This is a genomic window from Burkholderia sp. Leaf177, assembly GCF_001424345.1.
Taxonomy (GTDB): Bacteria; Pseudomonadota; Gammaproteobacteria; order Burkholderiales; family Burkholderiaceae; genus Caballeronia.
In genome coordinates this window covers 237,412-260,532 of record NZ_LMPF01000021.1, presented here as the reverse complement: position 1 = coordinate 260,532, position 23,121 = coordinate 237,412, and the positions used below count along the sequence as shown (strand labels likewise).

Annotated in this window: 13 protein-coding genes and 2 pseudogenes; 14 read left to right on the top strand and 1 reads right to left on the bottom strand. The window is 57.9% G+C overall.

The window, feature by feature from the left end; genetic code table 11:
• The first annotated feature begins 8 nt into the window (after nucleotides 1-8).
• The 9 genes and pseudogenes from ASG35_RS32705 to ASG35_RS16570 all read left to right on the top strand — a co-directional run bounded on the left by ASG35_RS32705 (nucleotide 9) and on the right by ASG35_RS16570 (nucleotide 15,426).
• Nucleotides 9-2,009: a type VI secretion system tip protein VgrG gene (locus tag ASG35_RS32705; protein WP_082508420.1), complete on the top strand. Its 2,001-nt coding sequence runs from the start codon at nucleotides 9-11 to the stop codon at nucleotides 2,007-2,009.
• Entirely contained in the window at nucleotides 2,006-2,992 is a 987-nt protein-coding gene (locus ASG35_RS16620; protein WP_156393203.1) for a hypothetical protein, read from the top strand. The genes ASG35_RS32705 and ASG35_RS16620 overlap by 4 nt, the downstream gene beginning before the upstream one ends.
• Nucleotides 2,943-5,542, top strand: a pseudogene (locus ASG35_RS32700) (T6SS effector BTH_I2691 family protein); the annotation flags it as partial. The gene ASG35_RS16620 and the pseudogene ASG35_RS32700, both read left to right, overlap by 50 nt.
• Nucleotides 5,543-6,182: 640 nt before the next feature.
• Nucleotides 6,183-7,121, top strand: coding sequence for a DUF6708 domain-containing protein (locus ASG35_RS16605; protein WP_235527572.1), 939 nt, complete (start codon nucleotides 6,183-6,185; stop codon nucleotides 7,119-7,121).
• Between the two features lie 1,092 nt (nucleotides 7,122-8,213).
• Nucleotides 8,214-9,128, top strand: a pseudogene (locus ASG35_RS32695) (DUF6708 domain-containing protein); the annotation flags it as partial.
• A 119-nt stretch (nucleotides 9,129-9,247) separates the two neighbouring features.
• The gene (locus tag ASG35_RS16585; protein WP_056359495.1) at nucleotides 9,248-10,189 is read left to right on the top strand and encodes a DUF6708 domain-containing protein; all 942 of its coding nucleotides are present in this window, start codon (nucleotides 9,248-9,250) and stop codon (nucleotides 10,187-10,189) included.
• 83 nt (nucleotides 10,190-10,272) lie between these two features.
• Nucleotides 10,273-10,530, top strand: a complete 258-nt coding sequence (locus ASG35_RS16580) for a PAAR domain-containing protein (RefSeq protein WP_056359492.1) — start codon at nucleotides 10,273-10,275, stop codon at nucleotides 10,528-10,530.
• Nucleotides 10,530-11,801 (top strand): hypothetical protein, encoded by a 1,272-nt coding sequence (locus tag ASG35_RS16575; RefSeq protein ID WP_056359489.1) that lies wholly within the window; start codon nucleotides 10,530-10,532, stop codon nucleotides 11,799-11,801. The genes ASG35_RS16580 and ASG35_RS16575 overlap by 1 nt, the downstream gene beginning before the upstream one ends.
• Nucleotides 11,802-11,910: 109 nt before the next feature.
• Nucleotides 11,911-15,426: an ImcF-related family protein gene (locus tag ASG35_RS16570; RefSeq protein WP_162244413.1), complete on the top strand. Its 3,516-nt coding sequence runs from the start codon at nucleotides 11,911-11,913 to the stop codon at nucleotides 15,424-15,426.
• A 14-nt stretch (nucleotides 15,427-15,440) separates the two neighbouring features.
• Here ASG35_RS16570 and ASG35_RS16565 read toward each other — a convergent pair whose 3' ends face one another.
• Nucleotides 15,441-17,705 carry a heavy metal translocating P-type ATPase gene (locus tag ASG35_RS16565; protein WP_056359486.1) on the bottom strand — a complete coding sequence of 755 codons (2,265 nt, stop codon included), beginning with the start codon at nucleotides 17,703-17,705 and terminating at the stop codon, nucleotides 15,441-15,443.
• Between the two features lie 78 nt (nucleotides 17,706-17,783).
• On the opposite strand from ASG35_RS16565, the gene cadR reads away from it, so the two are divergent.
• The 5 genes from cadR to yjfF all read left to right on the top strand — a co-directional run bounded on the left by cadR (nucleotide 17,784) and on the right by yjfF (nucleotide 23,035).
• Nucleotides 17,784-18,215 carry a Cd(II)/Pb(II)-responsive transcriptional regulator gene (gene cadR / locus ASG35_RS16560; protein ID WP_056359483.1) on the top strand — a complete coding sequence of 144 codons (432 nt, stop codon included), beginning with the start codon at nucleotides 17,784-17,786 and terminating at the stop codon, nucleotides 18,213-18,215.
• A 205-nt stretch (nucleotides 18,216-18,420) separates the two neighbouring features.
• A complete protein-coding gene (locus tag ASG35_RS16555) occupies nucleotides 18,421-19,389 on the top strand; it encodes an ABC transporter substrate-binding protein (protein ID WP_056360792.1) in 969 nt (322 codons plus the stop codon).
• A gap of 12 nt (nucleotides 19,390-19,401) precedes the next feature.
• Nucleotides 19,402-20,916, top strand: coding sequence for a sugar ABC transporter ATP-binding protein (locus ASG35_RS16550; protein ID WP_056359481.1), 1,515 nt, complete (start codon nucleotides 19,402-19,404; stop codon nucleotides 20,914-20,916).
• Nucleotides 20,913-21,950, top strand: coding sequence for an ABC transporter permease (locus tag ASG35_RS16545; RefSeq protein ID WP_056359478.1), 1,038 nt, complete (start codon nucleotides 20,913-20,915; stop codon nucleotides 21,948-21,950). The genes ASG35_RS16550 and ASG35_RS16545 overlap by 4 nt, the downstream gene beginning before the upstream one ends.
• Nucleotides 21,947-23,035: a galactofuranose ABC transporter, permease protein YjfF gene (gene yjfF / locus ASG35_RS16540; protein WP_056359475.1), complete on the top strand. Its 1,089-nt coding sequence runs from the start codon at nucleotides 21,947-21,949 to the stop codon at nucleotides 23,033-23,035. The genes ASG35_RS16545 and yjfF overlap by 4 nt, the downstream gene beginning before the upstream one ends.
• The last annotated feature ends 86 nt before the right edge of the window (nucleotides 23,036-23,121 follow it).

The following is a 23,121-nucleotide window of genomic DNA, read 5'->3' as shown; positions in this document are numbered from 1 at the left end:
CATCGCAGATGGCGCGTCTTGCGCTTTTGCACCGATGCCGCGTGTTTCAGCAGCAAAGTGCGAAGCAAATCATTGAATCGATTCTGCTGAACGACAAGTTCATGGATCATCAGTTCGAGTTCAAGCTGCGCCGCGATTATCCCGTGCACGATTTTCGCCTTCAGTATCAGATATCGGATCTAGATTACATCCGCCTTTTGTGCGAGCAAGAAGGGATTTATTTCTATACCGAACAAGGCAAACATGGCGACGTAGTCGTATTCGGCGACGATATCGATCATTACGTTTACACGCCTGAATTGAAGGTGCCGTATCGCGAGAACGCGGGTCTTGAAGCTGGAACTGAAGCCGTGTTCGCGCTCGAGACGCACACCGAAGTGGTGCCGCAATCGGTTCTGGTCGCCGATTACAATCCGCTTGTGGCATGGGAGCGCTTTAAGGACGAAGCGAACGTCGCCATCAACGATACGACCACGTATGGTCAGCCTTATATCTACGGCACGAATCACCTCAGCCAGGACGGCGCGCGCTGGGAAGCGCAGTTGCGTCACGAAGCGGCAATTGCGTGGCAAGTCGTGTATCACGGACAAAGCAATGTGCTCGAGTTGCGACCGGGCCGCATTCTGCGTATCGATGAACCTTTACCCGATGCACCCAGCGGGCAGGTGATTATCGAAGTAACGCATTCGGGTGGCCGGGGCGTGGCTTACAGCAACTCGTATAAAGCGATTCCGTCCGATCGCCGCTTCAGACTGAAAATCGACGAGAGCAAGTGGCCGAAAATCCACGGAGCGCTGAGTGCGCGCGTGACGTCGCCGAACAAATATCCATATGCGTATTTAACGAAAGCGGGCCACTATCCAGTGCGATTGGATATCGACTTCGACAAGTGGAATCCCGGTGGCGAAAGTGTCCCCTTGCGCATGGCCAAGCCTTTCGCCGGCGCGTTGCAAACGGGCTTCCATTTCCCGGTTCTCGATGGTACCGAAGCGGTCATCATGGCCCGCGATGGTGATCCGAACAAACTCTTTATCTCGCAGTTCCATCACAACAGCATTCAGTCCGACCTGGTTCACAACCAGGAACGATGGATGTCGCGGAACGTTATTCGCACGCAAGCGAATAACAAGATCCGGATGGAGGACTGGGAGAACGAACAGCACATCAAGATCAGTACCGAGCATTCGGGCAAGAGTCAGCTCAATCTCGGTCATATGGTCGACAGCAAGCGGCAAAAGCGTGGTGAGGGTTATGAGCTGAGGACGTCCGGGTATGGGGCGATTCGCGCGGGCAAGGGGCTGCTTGTTTCTACGGATGACCGGCCCAATGCGACCGACCAGCAACTCGCCATGCAGGAGGCCCTGAAGCGGCTGGACTACGCACACGCACGCATGGAAGGTTTGGCACAGGCGGCGAAAATCGCCCGGGCAGAGGCGGCCGACGCAAAAGAGATGCAGCAGGTCCTTCAGAACCAGATCAAAGATATACAACAGGCGGTGATGCTGCTTTCAGCAAGCTCGTCCATCGCCCTCGTGACGCCCGATGCAATCGTGCAGTCCGCCGGCACAAACATCACGATGACCTCAGGCGGAAGCACTGACGTCGGCGTGTTACGCAAGTTCACAGTCGCCGCAGGCGAAGCCATAAGTTTGTTCGCGCAACAAATGGGCATGAAGCTTTTCGCCAGCAAGGGAAAGATTCAAATTCAAGCTCAGAGCGACGAAATGGAGCTGACATCACAGCAAAACATGACAGTCACCAGTAGCGATGGTCATGTGATCGTGCAGGCGAGCAAGTCAGTCACGCTGACAGATGGCGCGGGTGCATATATCAAACTTGAACATGGCAATGTGACTATCGGAGCGCCCAACAAAGTGTCCATCAAGATGGCTAATTTCCAATGGGACGGCCCGGATAGCATCCAAGGCAAACTCCCCGCCTTTGCGGTGTGTCACGCGTCGGAGGCCTCGGCCGCCGCTGCTGGCGAAAATAGTGCGGCACTCACGTGACCATTCAAATGACGACGAGCCTTCAACAGCGGGTCGAGCGGGTTTCCGTATGTCCCGTTCCGTTAATACCTGAGAGCGGCCACCTGATTATTGATCCGGGTGCATTTGCTGGAAGCGGTGAATTAGACGCTCTGCTACCGCTGGTGTGCAGCCCGACCAATTGGACGCGGGACTTCACGGGTTTGCCTGCGATCATCGATCTTGCGCAGTGCGATCCGGGCCAGCGAGATTGGCTGTCAACAATCATCAACGCCGAGCACGAAAGCCGGCTGCGCATGCCGCTCACCCGTGCAGGCGTCTGTGCATACGTTCAAGCGTCGGTTGATACCAACTCACTGGCCGGACATCTGGCTAATCAGCTGCTTGTATTGCCGGTCGAGAAAGGCGGTAGTCGCGCTCTTCCAGGTGCGCTCTGGCGCTTCTTCGATCCCCGCGTTTTCGCCAACCTGTGCTGGATGCTCGAACCCGGAAAGCTGGAGGCACTGGTTGGGCCTGTGTCTCGATGGGTCTTTCCGTGGCTTGATAACTGGTACGAGTACAACGCTGTTGATAGCGAATTTTCAAAGCGAGATACCGCATCCGAAGTCCCGCCGCCTGAGAGGATCGGCGGGTTCACGCGGATAGATATCGACTTGTGGGACCGGACGCAGCGGATTGCAACGATCAATCAGACGTTGGCGCGTCTGGGCTTGCCGTCGGAGATTCCATGGCAGGAGAAAACGGCGACGGCCGCGCTTATTGAGTTGGCCGTGACTGAAGCGGAACGCCGGCTACATTGGAAACAGGCCGAGGATCAGATCAATTGCGCGGAGCATATCGCGCGGTATGGCGCAGCCTTCCGGGACCACCCGCGTCTTGCAGGTCACTGGGCGAAACTCGAAATGCGCGTTGAGACCATGAGTTGCTCTGAATTGATCGCACTGCTGTTGCCTGATGAATATAAGACGTGCGCGCAGTCCATTGACGCTACCCAGAACACATAAATTCCAAGGGATAAAGAATATGTCAGAGCCGAAATGCGCCTTCTGCGACAAGGTGGGCTTGTTGTTGATGCCCGCCCGTTATGCGATCGCTCCGGTTGCCATGAGCCTGCCACCGATCGCCTCGCCGTTAAAAGTGGAAGACATAACGCAAAGCGTTGGCAAGGGCAAGAAACAGGACGTGACGTTGCACGGCAGCGCGCAGTACACAACCCGGTTGCTTCGCAGCGGCTATCTGTATGTGTATGACGAGAAGCGTGACGGGATGGACGCGTACTGGATCACCGCCGACGGTTATTACATGAGCATCCCGGTGGCAGCAAGTGTCACGGAGCAAACGAAGTCGGCGATTCCTTGTTCGTATGAAGGCCACCGCGAGCTGGCGGGTTGCATCGCGATCGCAGATGCAGAGAACGCGGGCATTGTGTGGTTGGGCTATTCGGACGTGCAATGGACAAAGACTGTGATCGATGCCCACAAGGGCGCAAAGGGCAAATTGTTGCGGCAACTCCACATGCGCGAGTTCAATGCAGGCGAATGGGCGAAGACGCATAGGACATCGACCGGCAATGTGGGAGTGACGGGCCGGGGAAGCACGCCACACGCGGTTCCGATGAATGAACTTGCAAACACGGTTGCTGAATATGCGCCGGGCAAGCCTGCCACCGGTACGGCGTTCGCGCCTTTGTCGGCACCGAACTACCGGCTGCACGCAGGTAAGGCCGAAGGTGTGTTGTCGTCGTGCAGCCGGCGCAGTCCGAAGCTGACGGCGGCGATCGTCGCGTTGGCCGACCCGGCGGGCGTGGCGCAAGACCTCGCCGCGTTGATCAACTGGCATCAGGAACGCCTGCTCGATACGCGAGTGGCGAAGGATGCATATGGTAAGGGCTACGGCAGTTACGCCACGACCTATCGGAATCTGCTCCAGCTGGATAGCGCGATCAAAGCGTTGCACGCGTCGAATGACGAAAAGGTCAAGATGCAGGTCTTCATGAAGGCTGAAGCGCTGGCCAACGTCATGAAGCAAGGCAATGAGGTCCTTCGGGAGGAGCGGTTGGCTGGAGAGAGAGCGGAATCGATAGGGCAGCGCCCAACCGACATGCAAAAGATGGCAATGGAACTGTTCCCGCAGGAAGTCACGGCGCGGCAGTTGAAAGCTGACGCGATAAACCGAAATCCACCACCGGTTCGTATCGCGGCTGATCAGCACGACTCGTGGAGCGAGTATCTGACGCGAATCAAGTCAACGCCTTACGAAAAATGGGCCGATGAGTTCAAGGCCGCGTCGGATCAGCTACAGAAGGAACACATTGAAGGGTTGGCGCGAGCGCACGCGGCGTGGATGCAGAGCAACCTGCTGGCCAATACACTCGATTGCGCACACGACGGACAAGATGTGTTGAGTGGCGACGTCTACGCGGAGACCTTGCAGCGCTGCATGGTCGCGACTCAGCAAATTCCTGGCTGCGCCGATGTCTATCTCCGATGGCTCAAAGGAGATATTACGGAGAAGACTAATCTGCTACTACGCGCGATGGTGCTGCGTCAGGACGATCTCATTGCTGCAATGGCAGCGGCGCCGCTTGATTCGGCCAGCGTGCCTTGGTCCACTTTGATGGATCAGTACACAAAGCATGTGCAGGTGCTGCTCAAGCCCGAGCCCAATGCGCAATTGAAAGCGCAGGGAGCGCAGAAGGCGGCCGCCAAGGCAAAGACAGATTACGACGATCTGTTCAGCATGGTTGCAACGTCGGATGCGATGGGAGCAGGTTCGGTGTTGCTCTTCAACAATCCGGTACGTCGAAAGTTGGAGGCCGCGGAGTCCCGCATGAAAGCGGCTCAGACAAAAGCGCGTGAAGCCAGGCAAGAAACGAACGGGAAACTGCTGCCAGACTCGGTCGCAGTGTTGCTGACGCAGATTGCTACGCCTATTGCGACGGCACTACGTGAATTTAACGGCAACGCAGCGGAAAAGGCGCTGGCCCGCTGGATGGCGATCGTGGGCGTGGCATTGCGAACGCCAGCCGGAGTGATCAAGATCAGCGGCGGGGTGCGCGAGACAATCGACTTTCTGTCAAAGACGTTTGTGGCGAATCTTGGCGAAGCGGCTAAACGGAGCGGCAAGCCTTTATCCGCCGATCAAGTCACGCAACTGACGACCTATGCCAGAAGGCAGGTCGCCGGTAGTTTTGCGAGCGGCAATATTGCTTCGTTTGAGACCGCTACTTTCAGCAAAACCCGGGTGAACTCGAAGCTCGCGGTGTTCATTACAGACGATATGCACAAGGAGCTGGCGAACATCAAGGACCCGACTAAAAAGGTGGCATGGCTGGTTGCGAACGTGACCACACCCGCGACTGCGCACGAGTATGCGGTCCTGAGAATTCAAACGAAGCTACCGGTTTTTGCAGCGGTGTCCGAAGGAATACTTACGGCGGTTGATGTTGCTTGCAAGTACGCGGGCTGGAATCAGATGTTGGAAGACGAAGCGAAGGCGCTGTCATTCCAGAAGACGTGGGCGCAGGACGTTCGGGTGACGCTTGGAGGTGCGTTNCGATGTTGCTTGCAAGTACGCGGGCTGGAATCAGATGTTGGAAGACGAAGCGAAGGCGCTGTCATTCCAGAAGACGTGGGCGCAGGACGTTCGGGTGACGCTTGGAGGTGCGTTGTATGTGGGCGCGATGGGTACGGGATTGGGTAACGTTGTGAAGGCCTATGGCACGTGGCGCAATTTGTATGCGACGGGAATGGCGGAGCGCATTGCGGGCGAGCAACTGGCAGGACGCGCGGGTATTGCGTTGCGGGTGGCGGGGGCGATAACGGCGGCGGTGTCGGGGGTTGTAGCGGTCATGGATATTGTGGAGGCGGTAACGAGTTGGCGGCAGCAGAAATGGATATTGATGAACCTTCAGTTTTTTTCAGGTGCCGTCGGCATTGCAGCTGCTCGTTTTGCGTTTCTAGCCGCAGTTTCTGTAGAGGGCGGAGCAACTGTAGTTGCCGGACTCAGCTTGACCGGATGGGGCGTGTTGCTTGCAGTGGTGTTGGTCGCGCTTGCCATGGCAATTGGCTATTTCAAGGACGATTCATTCTCTCAGTGGTTGGAGCGCTGCTATTGGGGCAAGTTACCCGTGGGTCGCTATACCGATTCGGAAACTGAGAAGGCAGATTTCAGCCAGCTCATGGCGGGGGCTTGATGTTCACTACAAGCAAAAAACAGCGTCCGGTGAACGAGCAGGATCGCAAATCGCACTTGTCCATCTCCCAGCGAGGATCTGAGCCTCACGCTTCGGGAAGAGTAATTCGGATGAACTCAACCTATTTAGAGCTCGTCGATGGGATTTATTCGAACCGCGGAATGATGAGTTCAGTCGGCATATTCGCAATCGCATTATTTTCTTCGGCAGAGGGATACATTGCTTACTCGATACTCTTCGATTACTACCTGAACCCTCAATGGGATCGCGGCGAAGAATGGTCGATGTTGTTGTCTGCTGGCTTTTCGGGGCTGATCTCGGCAGTGGTTGTAGTCGGATTTATCGTCTCAAACCGCACCATCGGCGAATGGTTCCGCTACACCCACTACCCCATGCGTTTCAACCGCCAGAACCGCATGGTCTACGTATTCCGAGGTGACGACACGGTACTCGAAGCACCATGGGATGACGTGTACTTCACCTTGCGAGTGAACAGCCAGGCGTTTGGCGTACGCACACTTGGCATTTGTGGCCTCGTATTGAAAGACCCGAAAACGGTTCAGGAAATGTTTGTATTCGGCTATGCATCGAGTAGTCGCGACTATTGCCTGCGCCATTGGGAGTTCATCCGTCGCTACATGGAAGAGGGTCCGCAGGCAGTAATCGATGCACCGGGGTTTCGGTATTGCCTGCCCATTGCCGACAAACGCGAGACGCTCTACGAGGGTTGGATCGCACTCGTTTCCAGAGACGCATGGAACCCGGTTCTCAAGTGGCTGATGTTGCCGTTTCACGTGCTGTTTTTTATCGGCCGACTGGTATGCCGCGTGACGAGCAAGGTTCCACTGTGGCCAGCTGATGTGGAAGCGGCGTGCGCGATCAAACCCGGTGACGCCTATGTGCGTGATTCAAGTACGAACCCGGTGGGATATCGATGAANGTTGCCGTTTCACATGCTGTTTTTTATCGGCCGATTGGTATGCCGCGTGACGAGCAAGGTTCCACTGTGGCCAGCTGATGTGGAAGCGGCGTGCGCGATCAAACCCGGTGACGCCTATGTGCGTGATTCAAGTACGAACCCGGTGGGATATCGATGAACTCCACGCTCGCGGTGTTCATTACGGACGATATGCACAAGGAGCTAGCGAACATCAAGGACCCGACTAAAAAAGTGGCATGGCTGGTTGCGAACGTGACCACACCCGCGACTGCACACGAGTATGCGGTCCTGAGAATTCAAACGAAGCTACCGGTTTTTGCAGCGGTGTCCGAAGGAATACTTACGGCGGTCGATGTTGCTTGCAAGTACGCGGGCTGGAATCAGATGTTGGAAGACGAAGCGAAGGCGCTGTCATTCCAGAAGACGTGGGCGCAGGACGTTCGGGTGACGCTTGGAGGTGCGTTCGAAGCCAGCCGCCTGCGTCTGCGCCCGNGGAAGACGAAGCGAAGGCGCTGTCATTCCAGAAGACGTGGGCGCAGGACGTTCGGGTGACGCTTGGAGGTGCGTTGTATGTGGGCGCGATGGGTACGGGGGTGGGTAACGTTGTGAAGGCCTATGGCACGTGGCGCAATCTGTATGCGACGGGAATGGCGGAGCGCATTGCGGGCGAGCAATTGGCAGGACGCGCGGGTATTGCGTTGCGCGTGATGGGGGCGATAACAGCGGCGGTGTCGGGGGTGGCTGCGGCGATGGATCTTTCGGATGCTTATGAAAGTCGGTCGTTAGGAAAATACGAACTAGCAGGTCTTCAACTGCTCTCGGGCCTTGCAGGTATTGCAGCTGCAGTGTTTTCTATTTTGGCTGGCGGAAGCGCAGGCGGTGCGGCGGTGGTCGGAGGATTAAGCATAACTGGTTGGGGGGTGTTGTTGGCTGTTGTATTGGTCGCCCTCGCTATGGCAATTGATCACATTAGGGGAGATGCCTTTGCCCAATGGCTCGAACGTTGCTATTGGGGGGCGCTAAAGGCAGGCCGATATTCCGATCCGGATCAGGAGAAGAGTGACTTCAATAAAGTCATAACGGGGTTTTAATGTTTACCACAGCTAAAAAACTACGCCTGTTGAGCGATCAGGATCATGAATGGAATTTATCGATTTTCAATAGCACCGTTAAACCCCATGCATCGGGCAGGGTAATTCGCATGAGCTCGACATATTTAGAGCTAGTCGACGGGTATTACGCGAATCGAGGAATGCTTAGTGCAGTTGGGATATTCGGAGTAAGCATCCTCCTTATTTTTCTTGTAGTTTCGTGGTGGTCGACTTATTTCGACTTCTATCTAAACCCAAATTGGAATCGCGACGACGAAGGCCAAATGCTCTCATTTATGGGCTTCGCTACCCTTGCTATAGGCGTGTTTATAACAGGCTTAATTCTCTTCTATCGCGCGACCGGCGAATGGTTCCGCTACACCCACTACCCCATGCGTTTCAACCGCCAGAACCGTATGGTCTACGTATTCCGTGGTGACGACACCGTGCTCGTAGCACCATGGGACGACGTGTACTTCACCTTGCGAGTGAACAGTCAGGCATTCGGTGTACGCACACTTGGCATTTGTGGCCTCGTATTGAAAGACCCGAAAACGGTTCAGGAAATGTTTGTGTTCGGATATGCATCGAGCAGTCGCGACTATTGCCTGCGCCATTGGGAGTTCATCCGTCGCTACATGGAAGAAGGCCCGCAGGCAGTAATCGATGCACCAGGATTTCGATATTGCCTGCCCATTGCCGACAAACGCGAGACGCTCTACGAGGGTTGGATGGCACTCGTTTCCAGAGACGCATGGAACCCGGTTCTCAAGTGGCTGATGTTGCCGTTTCACGTGCTGTTTTTTATCGGCCGATTGGTATGCCGCGTGACGAGCAAGGTTCCACTGTGGCCAGCTGATGTGGAAGCGGCGTGCGCGATCAAACCCGGTGACGCCTATGTGCGTGATTCAAGTNTGGTATGCCGCGTGACGAGCAAGGTTCCACTGTGGCCAGCTGATGTGGAAGCGGCGTGCGCGATCAAACCCGGTGACGCCTATGTGCGTGATTCAAGTACGAACCCGGTGGGATATCGATGATGTTCACAACAAGCAAGAAGCCACGTCTACTGACTGATCAGGATCGCTTATCGAGCCTGTCGATTTTCAAGCGAACCGAAGAACCACACGCGTCGGGGCGGGTGATCAGGATGAATTCGACTTATCTCGAGTTGGTTGACGGGATCTACGCGAATCGCGGAATGATGAGTTTAATCGCTTCGTTTTCGATCGGTTTATTTGCCCTTGCGCAGATTTACACCATTTACTCGGTCATCGTCGACTATTACCTGAATCCAGAATGGGATCATCACGATGAATCATCGGTGTTGGCATCTGCCCTCTTTTCCGGCGTAATAACAGCAGCCGTGGCTACCGGATTCATCACCTTCAACCGCACCATCGGCGAATGGTTCCGCTACACCCACTACCCCATGCGTTTCAACCGCGAAAACCGCATGGTCTACGTATTCCGAGGCGACGACACGGTACTCGAAGCACCATGGGACGACGTGTACTTTACCTTGCGAGTGAACAGCCAGGCATTCGGTGTACGCACACTTGGCATCTGCGGCCTAGTATTGAAAGACCCGAAAACGGTTCAGGAAATGTTTGTCTTCGGCTATGCATCGAGTAGTCGCGACTATTGCCTGCGCCATTGGGAGTTCATCCGTCGCTACATGGAAGAGGGTCCGCAAGCAGTAATCGATGCGCCGGGGTTTCGGTATTGCCTGCCCATTGCCGACAAACGCGAGACGCTCTACGAGGGTTGGACGGCACTCGTTTCCAGAGACGCTTGGAACCCGGTTCTCAAGTGGCTGATGTTGCCGTTTCACATGCTGTTTTTTATCGGCCGATTGGTATGCCGCGTGACGAGCAAGGTTCCACTGTGGCCAGCTGATGTGGAAGCGGCGTGCAGGATCGCACCCGGTGACGCTTACATTCGCGATTCAAGTACGAACCCGGATGGATACCGGTAAGCGAAAAATTATCTTCGACATTTACGGGGCCGTTAGCAGACTCGGCCAAACCCTTCTCATCTCACTTCAGACGGAACGTAACCATGCCAAACATAATCTATGTCGGCGACGCAACCAGCCACGGCGGAGTCGTGCTCACCGGGTCCGCGCGCGTGACGCTGAACGGTCGTGGAGCCGCTCGAAAAACGGACAAGGTGTCATGTCCCCGCTGTGGCGAAAACACGATTGCAGAAGGCAACGACAAAATGCTCGATGGTCATTTGCCATTGGCGTTTCACGGCCACCGGACGCATTGCGGCGCAATCCTGCTTTCATCTAGTCAGGTCGTCGGCAGTACCTGATGGCCTACGATTTACTTCAGGTTGCACCCGCACGCGACGTTCCTCCGTTTAAACCAGCGTGGTTACTGTGGACAATACTGGCCGTTGTGCTGATAGGCGGCGGCGCGGCTTGCGTCATTCGATTTTGGCCACCCGGCGAATCCATCAATACGCCGTGGTTCTGGACGTGCGTCGTCGCGTTTCCTCTATTTTCCTGGTTGATTCCATTCTTTATCTATCTCGGCGTATTGCAAGCACCAAGACGGCGAGCAATAGACTTCAATGACGCACGACGCGCTTATCTCGCCTCTGTCGGCCGCAAAGCAGGCATCCCGTTACACGTGCTGGGCTCGGGATTTTTTTTCTCGGCGACAGAACACGAGAACACTGCCGCCGCGCTTGCCCAACGACGACTGACGCTGATCCCGCAAAGCCGTTTCCCTGAAGACACCGAAGCGGTTTCAGCACGATGGATCGTGCCCGAAGGTCGTACGTGGCTGCCTACCAATGAACTCGCGGATATGGAGCGTCACCGTGAAATGCTGCCTTATGTGTTCGATGCACTTCTTCTCCAGATCGCTCCAGAAATACGCCTGCTGCCAGAACGCACTGGCCTGAAGGTCAGGCTTTCGGTTGCAACCCTGCTCCCAACATTAGAAGTCGAAGCGGTGTGGCGCGACAAGTGGCAGGCACTTGGACTGCGTGCGGCACTAGCTGAAGTTGACTCGACGCCACCGCAGTTGATCGCCGCGGACCTCTGGATAGATGGAAAAGGCGCCGCACGCTCAGATGCAGCGAACCTGCTTTGCGTCGTCCAATTGAATTCACTGTTGAACACGGTGCCGGACAAAGGGTCGGCCGAAGCGGGTGTCATCGTGTTATTTGCTTCGTCGGCCTTGACGGCGCAAAAGCAGCTCTCCAGCACTACCCTTCTGTTTCGGCCCGAGCAGCGTGACGAAAAGAGTATCGGACAAGCACTGCGTCAAGCGATGCTATGGGGCCGCGTTCGTGGTTCAGAACTTACTGAGCATTGGATGACCGGCGGCGCTGAGACGCCGCTTAACCGGGCGCTCGCAAGCGAACTTGATGCTCAGGCTGTTGGGGTTGCCAAGACTCAAGATTTGAACGGACAGCATGACCTTGATTTCCGGCTCGGATCAGCCGGTATTGCGGCGCCTTGGCTGTGCATGGCTCTTGCCATGCAGCAGGCGCGCGAAGCAGGACAAAAACAACTAATTAGCATTGCGCACGCAGAACGGTTGACGCTTGCCGTTGTTGCACCACGGTTTTGATAGGAATGAACTGATGCGTTTGAACTTCAAGGTAATGGCTTTTTTGGCGGCAGCGGTCGCCGGCGCGCTTTTTATTATAGGAAAAGGCGACGTTATTGGCCTACTGACCATGACCCAGCGAATGCTGGGCGTATCTGTTTTAGTTATTGCGTGCCTTGGTATCGTCCTCCTGTATGTCACGGTGGGCCGAAACGCAGACCGCAACGCGGCGCGCCTGGAGGTTGGATCTGCCGAAGTCGTTGAAGCATTGCCGGAAAAAGAATTACCTCAGAAGCCGGACGCCGTCGATGAATTGCAGGCCCACTTGCGCGCGGAAAGCGGGATAGGTTGGCGCTACCGTCGATCGTGGCTGCTGCTCACGGGCGACGAGTCCGCGGTGGTGAAAGCGCTGCCGGATCTTGTCGAGCAGGGCTGGCTTGTCACGCAAGACGCGGTACTGCTTTGGAACAGAAACCCAATAGATGGTCGACCGGACCGCAACTGGCTCAAGCAGATCTATAAGATGCGTGTTCGAAGGCCAATTGATGCAGTGGTATTGGCTTTGGATGGAGACGTTGAGCCACCGTTGCAGCGTCGGGGTGTGAATGCGCATAGCGTGAATCTCGCGTCTATTGCCCACGAATTGCGTTGGTCAGCGCCAGTGTATGTGCTGGATATTGCACAGACCGACTTCCTCAACAATGGCCGTACCGAGTTGATCGGCTGCGACTTCTCGGCCGATGCCAATGAGCGATCTATTGAATCGACGTTAATCGCACTGCGCAATCGTCTTGGAGATATTGGCGTTTGGCAGCTAACGCGGGCTTTCAAAGACGTCTATGGCGCGAAATTGTCCAAGCGGCTCGACAAGCGTTGCGCGTCCCTTGCCGTAATCATTTCTTCATTGGCAGATCGTCAGTCGCGCCATCAGTCCGTGGCCGGCGCGTTCTTCGCGCCGTTTCCGGTCGCTCTCGCTGCAGGCGCAGTTGCCGATCCGAACGCACCGACAAGCGCCGACCTTCCGCTATGGACGCATCTCGCGGCGATCTCGCGCAAGCATCGCGGCAAGCGCATGGGTTTGCATCCCGTAACCGTATTTTCGACTATCGCGCTGGTGGTTATCGGCGTATGGACTGCCGGCATGCTGATCTCTGGCATGACCAACGCCCGTAATCTGATCGGTGCCCGCGACACTATCCAGGCACTTAAAACCGCACCCTCCGCAAGCGCGCGTCTGAACGCGTTGCTCGCCTTACAGCAGCAAATACGCTCGACTGAGCAACGTATTGCGCATCAGCCACCGTTGTGGACCCGCTTCGGGTTGAATCAGGACAAAGCAATCCTCGCCACGCTGTGGCCTTCATACACCACGGCGAGCAGATCGATCTTGATTGCGCCAATTCAGGAGAACCTCGAAGGCACGCTGGTGGACTTGAGCCAGATGCCTACCAACTCGCTCGATGATCACGTGAACACCGCCGCGCTCGAAGGTCATAAAGCGCTCAAGACGTATTTGATGCTGGCCGAACCACGCCGCGTCGATGCAGGTTTTCTCGCACCGCAGTTGACGCGTTACTGGACCACCAACGCGAACGTTTCTGTTGGCGCGAAGCTCGATATCGCCGAGCAACTGCTTGGGTTCTACGCGCAACATCTCAAGGCACACGACGCCTGGCGTATCGAACCGCGCGCTGAACTCGTGAATGCGTCGCGTCAAACGCTGCTGTCGGTGATTGGCGTACGCAATTCCGAAGACACGGTGTATCGAAGCGTGCTGGCCGGCGTTGGAAACAAGTATCCGGACCAGACGCTGGCGTCGCTGACAACCGGCACCGACACGCGTGGGCTGATTCGAACCACCGTGACCGTTCCGGGCGCCTACACGCGCGAGGCTTATGAAGGTTATATTGCCGCCGCGATCAGCGAAGCGGCCAAGAGCCGCGATGTAACGCGCGACTGGGTCCTCGCGAACAGCGACGTGGCCGATACCTCAAAAAGCCAGTCCGTCGATGCCCTCGAAGCAGCGCTGACTACGCAGTACTTCAACGATTACGCCGAGCACTGGCAGGCGTTCATGAACGCGCTGCAATGGCAGTCGGCATCCAACATTCCTGCTGCCATCGAGCAAATGAAACTCTTTGCCGATGCACGTCAATCGCCAATCATTGCACTCATGAAATCGCTCGATTATCAGGGCACGGCGGGCGTGTATCAGGCGTCGCTCTCGGACACGCTGGTCGCCAAAGCGCAGAATATTTTTGGCAAGAAAGACGATCCGCAAGCGGCCGCTATTGCGAAGGACGCGGGGCCGTTATCGGCATCGTTTGGCCCGGTGATGCGGCTCATGGGAGAAGTTGGCGAATCCAGCAAGACGAAGGCAACAACCTCTAGTGACGTCAGTCTGCAACGCTATATTGAACGCATCACCGCACTGCGTTTAAAGCTCCAGCAGATCAGCAGTGGCACCGACGCTGACCTTCAAACGCGTCAACTCGCGCAGGCGTTATTCCAGGGCAAAAACTCCGAACTCGCCGACACGCAGGCTTACGCGCAACTCGTCTCGGCGAGCCTTGGCGCGCAATGGTCCGGCATGGGCGATGCGCTTTTTGTCCGCCCAGTTGCCCAAGCTACGCAGATCGTTATGAAGCCCGCGCAAGCGAGCCTCAACGATATATGGAACGAGGATATCGCTGTTCACTGGAACAAGTCGTTCGCGGGCCGCTATCCGTTCGATAACACCGCGAACGACGCCTCGATTCCCGAACTTGCCCGATTCATCAGAGTGCAGGGTGGTTTGATTTCATCGTTCCTGAGCACGCAGCTTGCTGGCGTGCTGGAGTTGCGAGGCGACCAATGGGTCGAAGTCGACACGCGCGGCGGCGCATTGCAATTCGATCCCGCTTTCTTGCGCACCGTGAATATCTTGCAGCGGATTGCGGGGCATTTGATGCCGGAGGGCGAGCCGCGCTACGGGTTCGATCTCAAGCCGATTCCGACACCCGGCATTACCGACACCGTGCTGACGCTCGACGCCCAAAAGCTGCACTACTACAACCAGCGGGAAACGTGGAAGCGCTTGATGTGGCCATCGAACGACCCGCAAATCGCGGGTACGCGGCTGCAGTGGCAAACCGAAACAGCGGGCACGAGCAAGAATTTCGAGTTCGGCGGCCGATGGGCGTTTGTGCGGATGCTGGAGCGCGCGAAGATCGAACCAATCGATAGCGCCACGTTTCAACTGACGTGGCAAGCCGAGCCCGATACACGAATGGCGCGTGGGGTAACACCACTGGCGCCTGTGCGCGTAGCGGAGCGAAATAGCGACGATTGGGGTGGTTTAGCGCAGGACAACGCAACCCCGAATCGCGCCTCGCTCGATAGCCTCGTTACGCAGGCGCCGCTCGCTGTGGCGTCGCCGAATCTGACCTATCCGTTGAGTTATTTCATGCGGGTGGAGATCGGCAAAGGCCCGCTTGAATTACTTGCGCTTAGAGGACTCAAATTGCCAAGCCGTATGTTCATCGAAGGGCCGCGCGTGACGCCACAGAACAACAGCGCGAACCCGCCGCCTTTGCCAAAGGCGGCGCGGGAAGCTGCGAAGCAAGCCGTCGTGCCATTGCCCAGTGGCGGCGGAGGACCTTCCTGACCACAGAAAAAAGCCTACTTCCGCAACAATCGCAAGCCATTTCCCACCACCAGAAGGCTCGCGCCGACATCGGCGAAAACGGCCATCCACATCGTTCCCAGACCGACGAGCGTCAGCGTCAGGAACACCGCCTTGATGCCGAGCGCCAGCACAATGTTCTGCACCAGAACAGAATGCGTCGCCTTCGACAAACGCACGAACGCTGGAATCTTGCGCAGGTCGTCATCCATGAGCGCGACGTCGGCGGTTTCGATGGCGGTATCCGTTCCCATCGCGCCCATCGCAAAGCCGATATTCGCGCGCGCAAGTGCAGGTGCGTCGTTGATGCCGTCGCCTACCATGCCCACCACTGACCCATCGGCGGCGAGATCGACGATAGCCTTGAGTTTGTCATCGGGAAGCTGGTTGCCGCGCGCTTCATCAATACCGACTTTCTGCGCGATGGTCTTCGCGGTGTGCGGGTTGTCGCCCGTCAGCATGGCGGTGCGGATGCCGAGCTTGTGGAGTTCGTCGATAGCTTCGCGGCTCGTTTCCTTGACTGTATCGGCGACGGCGTAAAGCGCCAGGACCTCGCGTTCGTTGCTCAGTGCAACGACGGTTTTCCCCTCGCGTTCGAGCGCTTCGAGGCGTTGTTCAAGTGCAGGCGAACACAAGCGCAACTCTTCGACCAGCCGATGATTGCCGAGCGAATACGTGCGTCCTTCGATCACGCCACGAACACCACGCCCGGCAATGGCTTCGAATGCATCGACCGTCAGAAGCCCGACGAGATCATTCTCCGCCGACCGCGCGATCGATTGCGACACCGGATGGTCCGAGCGTGCGGCGAGGCTTGCGGCGATCCGCCGGTTTTCCGCGGGATCGAGTCCACCGATATGTTCTGCATCGGTTTGTACGGGCTTGCCGTGCGTGATGGTGCCGGTCTTGTCGAGTGCAAGCCACGCGAGTTTTCGGCCTTCTTCGAGATACACGCCGCCTTTGATCAGGATTCCTTTGCGTGCCGCCGCAGCGAGGCCGCTTACGATCGTGACAGGGGTCGATATAACCAGCGCACATGGGCACGCGATCACGAGCAGGACAAGCGCCTTATAAATCCAGTCGTGCCAGCTTCCGCCCGCGAGAAGCGGCGGGATCACCGCGACGGCCAGCGCGATCGCAAACACGATCGGCGTATAGACACGCGCAAACTGATCGACGAAACGCTGCGTCGGCGCCTTCGCGCCTTGTGCTTCCTCCACGGCATGGATGATGCGCGCGAGCGTCGTGTTTCCGGCGGCCGCCGTCACCGCGAACTCGAATGACCCTGCTTCGTTGATGGTGCCGGCGAAGACAGAATCGCCTTCGGTTTTATCGATAGGAAGGCTTTCGCCGGTGATCGGTGCCTGATTCACGGTCGAGCGGCCGGCAACTACGGTGCCATCCAGACCAATGCGCTCGCCGGGCTTGATGCGAACCACCGATCCTATGGAAACCGTCTTTGCATCGATATCGGCCCAGGTTCCATCGGCCTGGCGCACGGTCGCCTTCGCGGGCGTGAGCTGCATGAGTCCCTGAATAGCGTTGCGCGCGCGATCGAGCGATTTCGCCTCGATGAGTTCGGCAACCGTGAAGAGGACCATGACCATGGCGGCTTCCGGCCATTGCTGCAGGACCAGCGCGCCGGTCACGGCGATGCTCATCAGCGCATTGATGTTCAGGTTGCCGTTGGAAAGCGCCACCCATCCTTTCTTGTACGTGGTCACGCCGCAAGTAAGCACGGCGATAATCGCGAGCGCTGCCGGAAACCACGCGGGCGCGCCCAGCCAACTCGCCGCTTCGGAACCGATCGCGGCAACGCCTGCGAGGGCGAGCGGCCACCATGGTTTCCTCGGTTCGACAATCGATGCGTCAAGCTTGCCCGCCGAATCCGGCATCTCCGGCGTGAAACCGAGCGAGCGGATTGCGTCCGCGACGGCACTGAGTGAATCGGGCGCATGCTCGACCGTCAAAACCCGCTGCATGAGATTGAACTCCATGCTTTTGACCGATGGCATCGCGCCGAGCTTCTTGCGGATCAGCGTCTCTTCGGTCGGGCAATCCATCTGCATGATCCGGATTGGCGTGCGGATATTGCCGCCGACTTGCTGCGGACTGGAAAGATCATTCAGAGGCGCGGATGAAGCGGCCGAGCAACAGGAATCTGCGTGCGCGTGATGATGGCCGTCATGCGCATGGCCTTCATGTTCGTGGTCGTGGTGCTCGTGCTCCGCATGCGCGGCGTCTTTGGTTGTATCGGACATCGTGGCTTCCTTACTGGATTTGTGGTCTAGTAGACACCTTGAAGCCACTTCAAGGTCAAGCATTATCACGGAGGCCAGATGAAAATCGGAGAACTCGCCAAAAGCGCACGATGCACCACGGAAACAATCCGCTTCTACGAGAAAGAAGGTTTAATGCCCGACGCCGAGCGCACGGGCGGGAATTATCGGGATTATTCGGCCGTCCATGTGGAGCGCTTGCGTTTCATCAGGAATTGCCGGGCGCTCGATATGGCGCACGATGAAATCAGAGCCTTGCTGGGCTTGACAGACAAGCCGGCGGAGCAGTGCGGCGCGATCAACGCGCTCGTCGATGAACACATTTCCCACGTCGATCATCGAATTGAAGAGCTGCAGCAGTTGAAGTCCCAACTCACCAAACTTCGAAGCCAATGCGTGGCGGAACAGGCGGTGGGGGATTGCGGCATCGTTCAGGAACTGAGCACCATGGAAGTCACGCCCGCGCGCGCAAAACACTCCCATATAGGTTGAGCACAGCGCTCCGCAACACAACTCACAAACCTCTCCGTCATACCAATTCTGGTATCGCAAACTCGAAATTACTGATTGGACCGTCATGGACTCGGGCGCTACGCTTCATTGCGGTACGCCCTGAATCAATGACCGCGCGCGCCGCATGAACGGCACGGACAAGCGCGGCAGTACCGAACACAAACATAAACAATCGGAGACAACCATGAGACATGCTCGACGCGCAGCCATCGGTGCGCTGCTTGGTTCTGCGCTTTTGCTCGGCACAAGCCTGATCGCCCACGCAGACGATAAAAAGATCAACCTGGGCTTCTCGCAAGTGGGCGCCGAGAGCGCATGGCGCACGGCGAACACGGTTTCAGTCAAAAGCGCGGCCAAGGACGCCGGCATCAATCTAAAATTCTCCGATGCCCAGCAAAAACAGGAAAACCAGATCAAGGCGATTCGCTCGTATATCGCCCAGAAAGTCGATGTGATTGCGTTCTCGCCGGTGGTGGAATCGGGTTGGGAACCGGTTCTGATCGAAGCGAAAAACGCGAAGATCCCGGTGATCCTCACGGACCGCAATATCGACGTCAAGGACAAGTCCCTGTACGTCACCATGATCGGTTCGGACTTCCTGGAAGAAGGCCGGCGCGCGGGCAAATGGCTCGAAGAGCGCTACAAGAACGACGCCGGACCGATCAACATCGCCGAATTGCAGGGCACGGTGGGCTCGGCGCCTGCCAATGACCGTCGTGCCGGGCTGCTCGAAGTCATCAAGAACGATCCCAAGTTCAAGGTCATCGCTTCGCAAAGCGGCGACTTCACGCTCGCCGGCGGCAAGCAGGTCATGGAAGCCTTCATCAAGACGTACGGCAAGCAGATCAACGTGGTCTACGCGCATAACGACGACATGGCGCTCGGCGCGATCCAGGCCATGGAAGAAGCCGGCGTGAAGCCGGGCAAGGATGTGAGCGTGGTCTCGTTCGATGCCACCAAGGGCGGTTTCGAAGCCATGGTCGCGGGCAAGATCAACGTGGACGTTGAATGCAGTCCGCTGCTCGGGCCGCAACTCATGACCGCGGTGAAAGAGGTGGTGGCGGGCAAGCAATTGCCCAAGCGCATCGTCACCGACGAAACCGTGTTCCCGATGAGCGTCGCGGCGCAAATCCTGCCGCAGCGCAAATACTGAGCGGCCGGTTCCATGACCGCTTCGCCCATCCTTGAAACTATCGGTCTCTCGAAGTCGTTTCCGGGCGTCAAGGCTTTGCAGAACGTGGACTTCCGCTTGTTTCCCGGCGAGATCCATACGCTGATGGGCCAGAACGGCGCCGGCAAGTCGACGCTCATCAACTTGCTCACCGGCGTCCACGCGCACGACGCCGGCGAGATCCGGCTCGGCGGCGAGACGGTCAGTTTCGCGACGCCGCTGCACGCGGAAGCGGCGGGAATCAGGACGCTTTATCAGGAAGTGAACCTGTGCCCGAATCTATCGGTTGCTGAAAACGTGTTCGCGGGACGGCAACCGAAACGGCATGGTGCGATCGACTGGAAGAGCATCCGCGCGCGTGCCGAAGCGGCTTTGGCCGACCTGAACGTTTTTATCGATGTCAGCAAATCGCTCGACACGTACCCGATCGCCGTGCAACAGATGGTGGCGATCGCGCGCGCGGTCTCGGTGGATGCGCGCGTGCTGATCCTCGATGAACCCACCTCGAGCCTCGACGAAGGCGAAGTCGCGAGGCTCTTCGGCGTGCTGCAAAAACTCAAGCAATCGGGCATCGCGATCCTCTTCGTCACGCACTTTCTGGAACAGACTTACGCGGTCTCGGACCGGATCACGGTCATGCGCAATGGCGAACGTGAAGGCGAATATCTTGCGCGCGATCTGCCCGTGGAACTGCTTGTTTCGAAGATGGTGGGACATGAACGCATGACCGAGCGCCTGAAACGCGCCGCCGACGAACCGCCCGCGAAAAAGAGCCTCGTGCCGCCGTTTTTCAGCATGCGCGGCAGCGGCCGGCGCGGCCTGATGAATCCCATCGATATCGACGTACAGCCCGGCCAGATCCTCGGGCTGGCGGGCTTGCTCGGTTCGGGCCGCACGGAAACCGCGCGCCTGCTGTTCGGCGCGGAGCGTTCGGACGCGGGCAGCATGGCTATTGGCGGGAAGGAGGTGAAGCTTCGTTCGCCTCGCGATGCCGTGCGCCGCGGCGTTGGATATTGCCCGGAGGACAGGAAGAAGGAGGGCATCGTTGCGGAGCTTTCCATACGGGAGAACATCGTGCTTGCGCTGCAAGTGCGGCGCGGCTGGTGGCGCGTGATCGGGAAAGGCCGGCAGCGGGAGATAGCGGACGATTACATCGAGCGCCTCGGCATCAAGGCGCGCGACGCTGAACAACCCATCGGGCTTCTTTCCGGCGGCAACCAGCAGAAGGTCCTGCTCGCGCGCTGGCTTGCGACCGAACCGAAAATGCTGATCCTCGATGAACCCACGCGCGGTATCGACGTTGCGGCGAAATTCGAAATCATGGATCGCGTGCTGGCGCTTTGCGCGAAGGGCCTGGGGATTGTCTTCATCTCGTCGGAGGTGAACGAGGTCGTGCGCGTGAGTCATCGGATTGCGGTGCTGCGCGACCGGCGCAAGGTGGCGGAAGTCGAGGGGCACGCGAGTTCCGAGGATCAGGTGTATCGGCTGATTGCGGGAGGCAGCCAATGAACCGGATCAAAACGGTGTTGCAGCATCCTCTCGTATGGCCGGCTCTTACGCTCGTGTTGCTGATCTTGCTCGACCTGAGCCAGAACCCGCGCTTCCTTTCCATCTCCGTGCTCGATGGCCACTGGTTCGGCGCGCCCGTCGATATTCTCAACCGCGCGGCGCCGCTCGTGCTCGTGTCGCTCGGCATGACGCTCGTGATTGCGACGCGCGGGATCGATATATCGGTGGGCGCCGTAGTTGCAATCGCGGGCGCGGCGGCGGCCAGCATTCTCGCCGATAACCCCGCGAACGTCGCCGAAGCACTCGCCGCCGCGCTCGTGGTAGGCGTGCTTGCCGGCATGTGGAACGGCGTGCTCGTGGCGTTCGTCGGCATGCAGCCGATCATCGCGACGTTGATCCTGATGGTCGCCGGCCGGGGCGTTGCGCAGTTGCTCACGGGCGGCCAGATCATTCCCATCGGCGCGCCCGGGTATCTCGTGGTCGGCGGCGGTTATCTGGCGCGTTTGCCGTGTTCCGTCTGGGTCGCGGCCGGTGCAATCGTGGCGACGGCGTTGCTCATGAACCGCACGGCGCTCGGCATGTTCATCCGCGCAATCGGCATCAATCCGGTCGCGACGAAACTGGTCGGCTTGCGTTCGAGCGCGATCGTCTTCGGGGTCTATACGTTCTCCGGTCTTACGGCGGCTTTAGCAGGAATCCTGATCAGTTCAAACGTGCGCAGCGCCGACGGCAATAACGCGGGCCTGTTGCTCGAACTCGATGCAATCCTCGCCGTCACGCTAGGCGGCACGTCGTTGCTCGGCGGCAAGTTCAGTCTCGCGGGGACGGTCCTCGGTGCATTGATCATCCAGACGCTCACATACACCACGTATTCAATCGGCGTGCCGCCCGAGGCGACGCTCGTTGTCAAGGCGGCGGTCGTGCTGGTCGTGAGCGTGATCCAGTCCGCAAGCGCTCGCACGGTCATCGTGAAGCAGTTCAAGCGTGCCTTTCCCCATGGGCTGAAAAAGCCCTTCGCCGAGGCCGCAAAATGAGGAACTTCCTGGACCGCCTGGCCGATCCGCGTACGTTGCCGATCGTCGTCACCATCGTTTTGTTCGTCGCGCTGTTCGGGTTCGGCTCCGTGATGTACACAGGGTTTTTCTCGCTGCAAGTGCTGCTCGGCCTGCTCGTCGACAACGCGTTTCTCCTGATCGTCGCTATCGGCATGACCTTCGTGATCGTGTCGGGTGGCATCGATCTGTCGGTGGGATCGGTGGTCGCGTTGACGACCATTCTCTGCGCCGTATTCGCCGAACGCCTGCATTGGCCCATATGGATCATCGTGCCAATGGTGCTGACGCTCGGCGCGTTGTACGGTGCGGCTATGGGCGCGTTGATTCACTTCTTCCGGCTGCAGCCTTTCATTGTCACTCTGGCAGGAATGTTCCTCGCGCGTGGTGCATGTTTCTTGATCACCACGCAATCGATCACCATCAACGACCCGAGCTTTCACGCGCTGTCTGGGTTTCACATCGATATATACGGCGCCTCGCTCACGGCCGGCGGCCTGATTGCGATTGCGACGCTGGCGCTTGCCATTTTTGTCGCGCATTTCACGCGTTTCGGGCGCAACGTCTATGCGGTCGGTGGCAATGAGCGCTCGGCGTTGCTGATGGGATTGCCCGTGGCGCGAACGAAGGTCGGCGTCTATGCGTTGAGCGGATTTTGCTCGGCGCTCGGCGGCGTGGTCTTCACGCTCTACGTGCTGTCGGGATACGGCTTGCAAGGGCAGGGCATGGAACTCGATGCAATTGCCGCCACGGTCATAGGCGGAACCCTGCTCACGGGTGGCGTGGGATATGTGATCGGATCGGTGTTCGGCGTCGGCATTCTCGGGACCATCCAGACGCTGATCACGTTCGACGGCACGCTGAGTTCGTGGTGGACGCGCATCGTCATCGGCGCGCTGCTGTGCGCGTTCTGCCTGTTGCAACGCTTGATTGAACGACATGCGGCCCGGCGGAAGTCGGGAGGAACGGCGTCGGGCGAGCGGGTAAGTACGAAGCACAGGTGGCGATCGAGACGTCACGATGAGACCACCAAGGCCGATCCCGTCGCGCTGGGCTCGCGGAGCTGACACAGTTCCCAAAATCAAAAACGGTTCCGGACGCACGGCGCGTCCGGGCGAATGATGCTTTGAAATAGTAACGATCAAGGATAAAT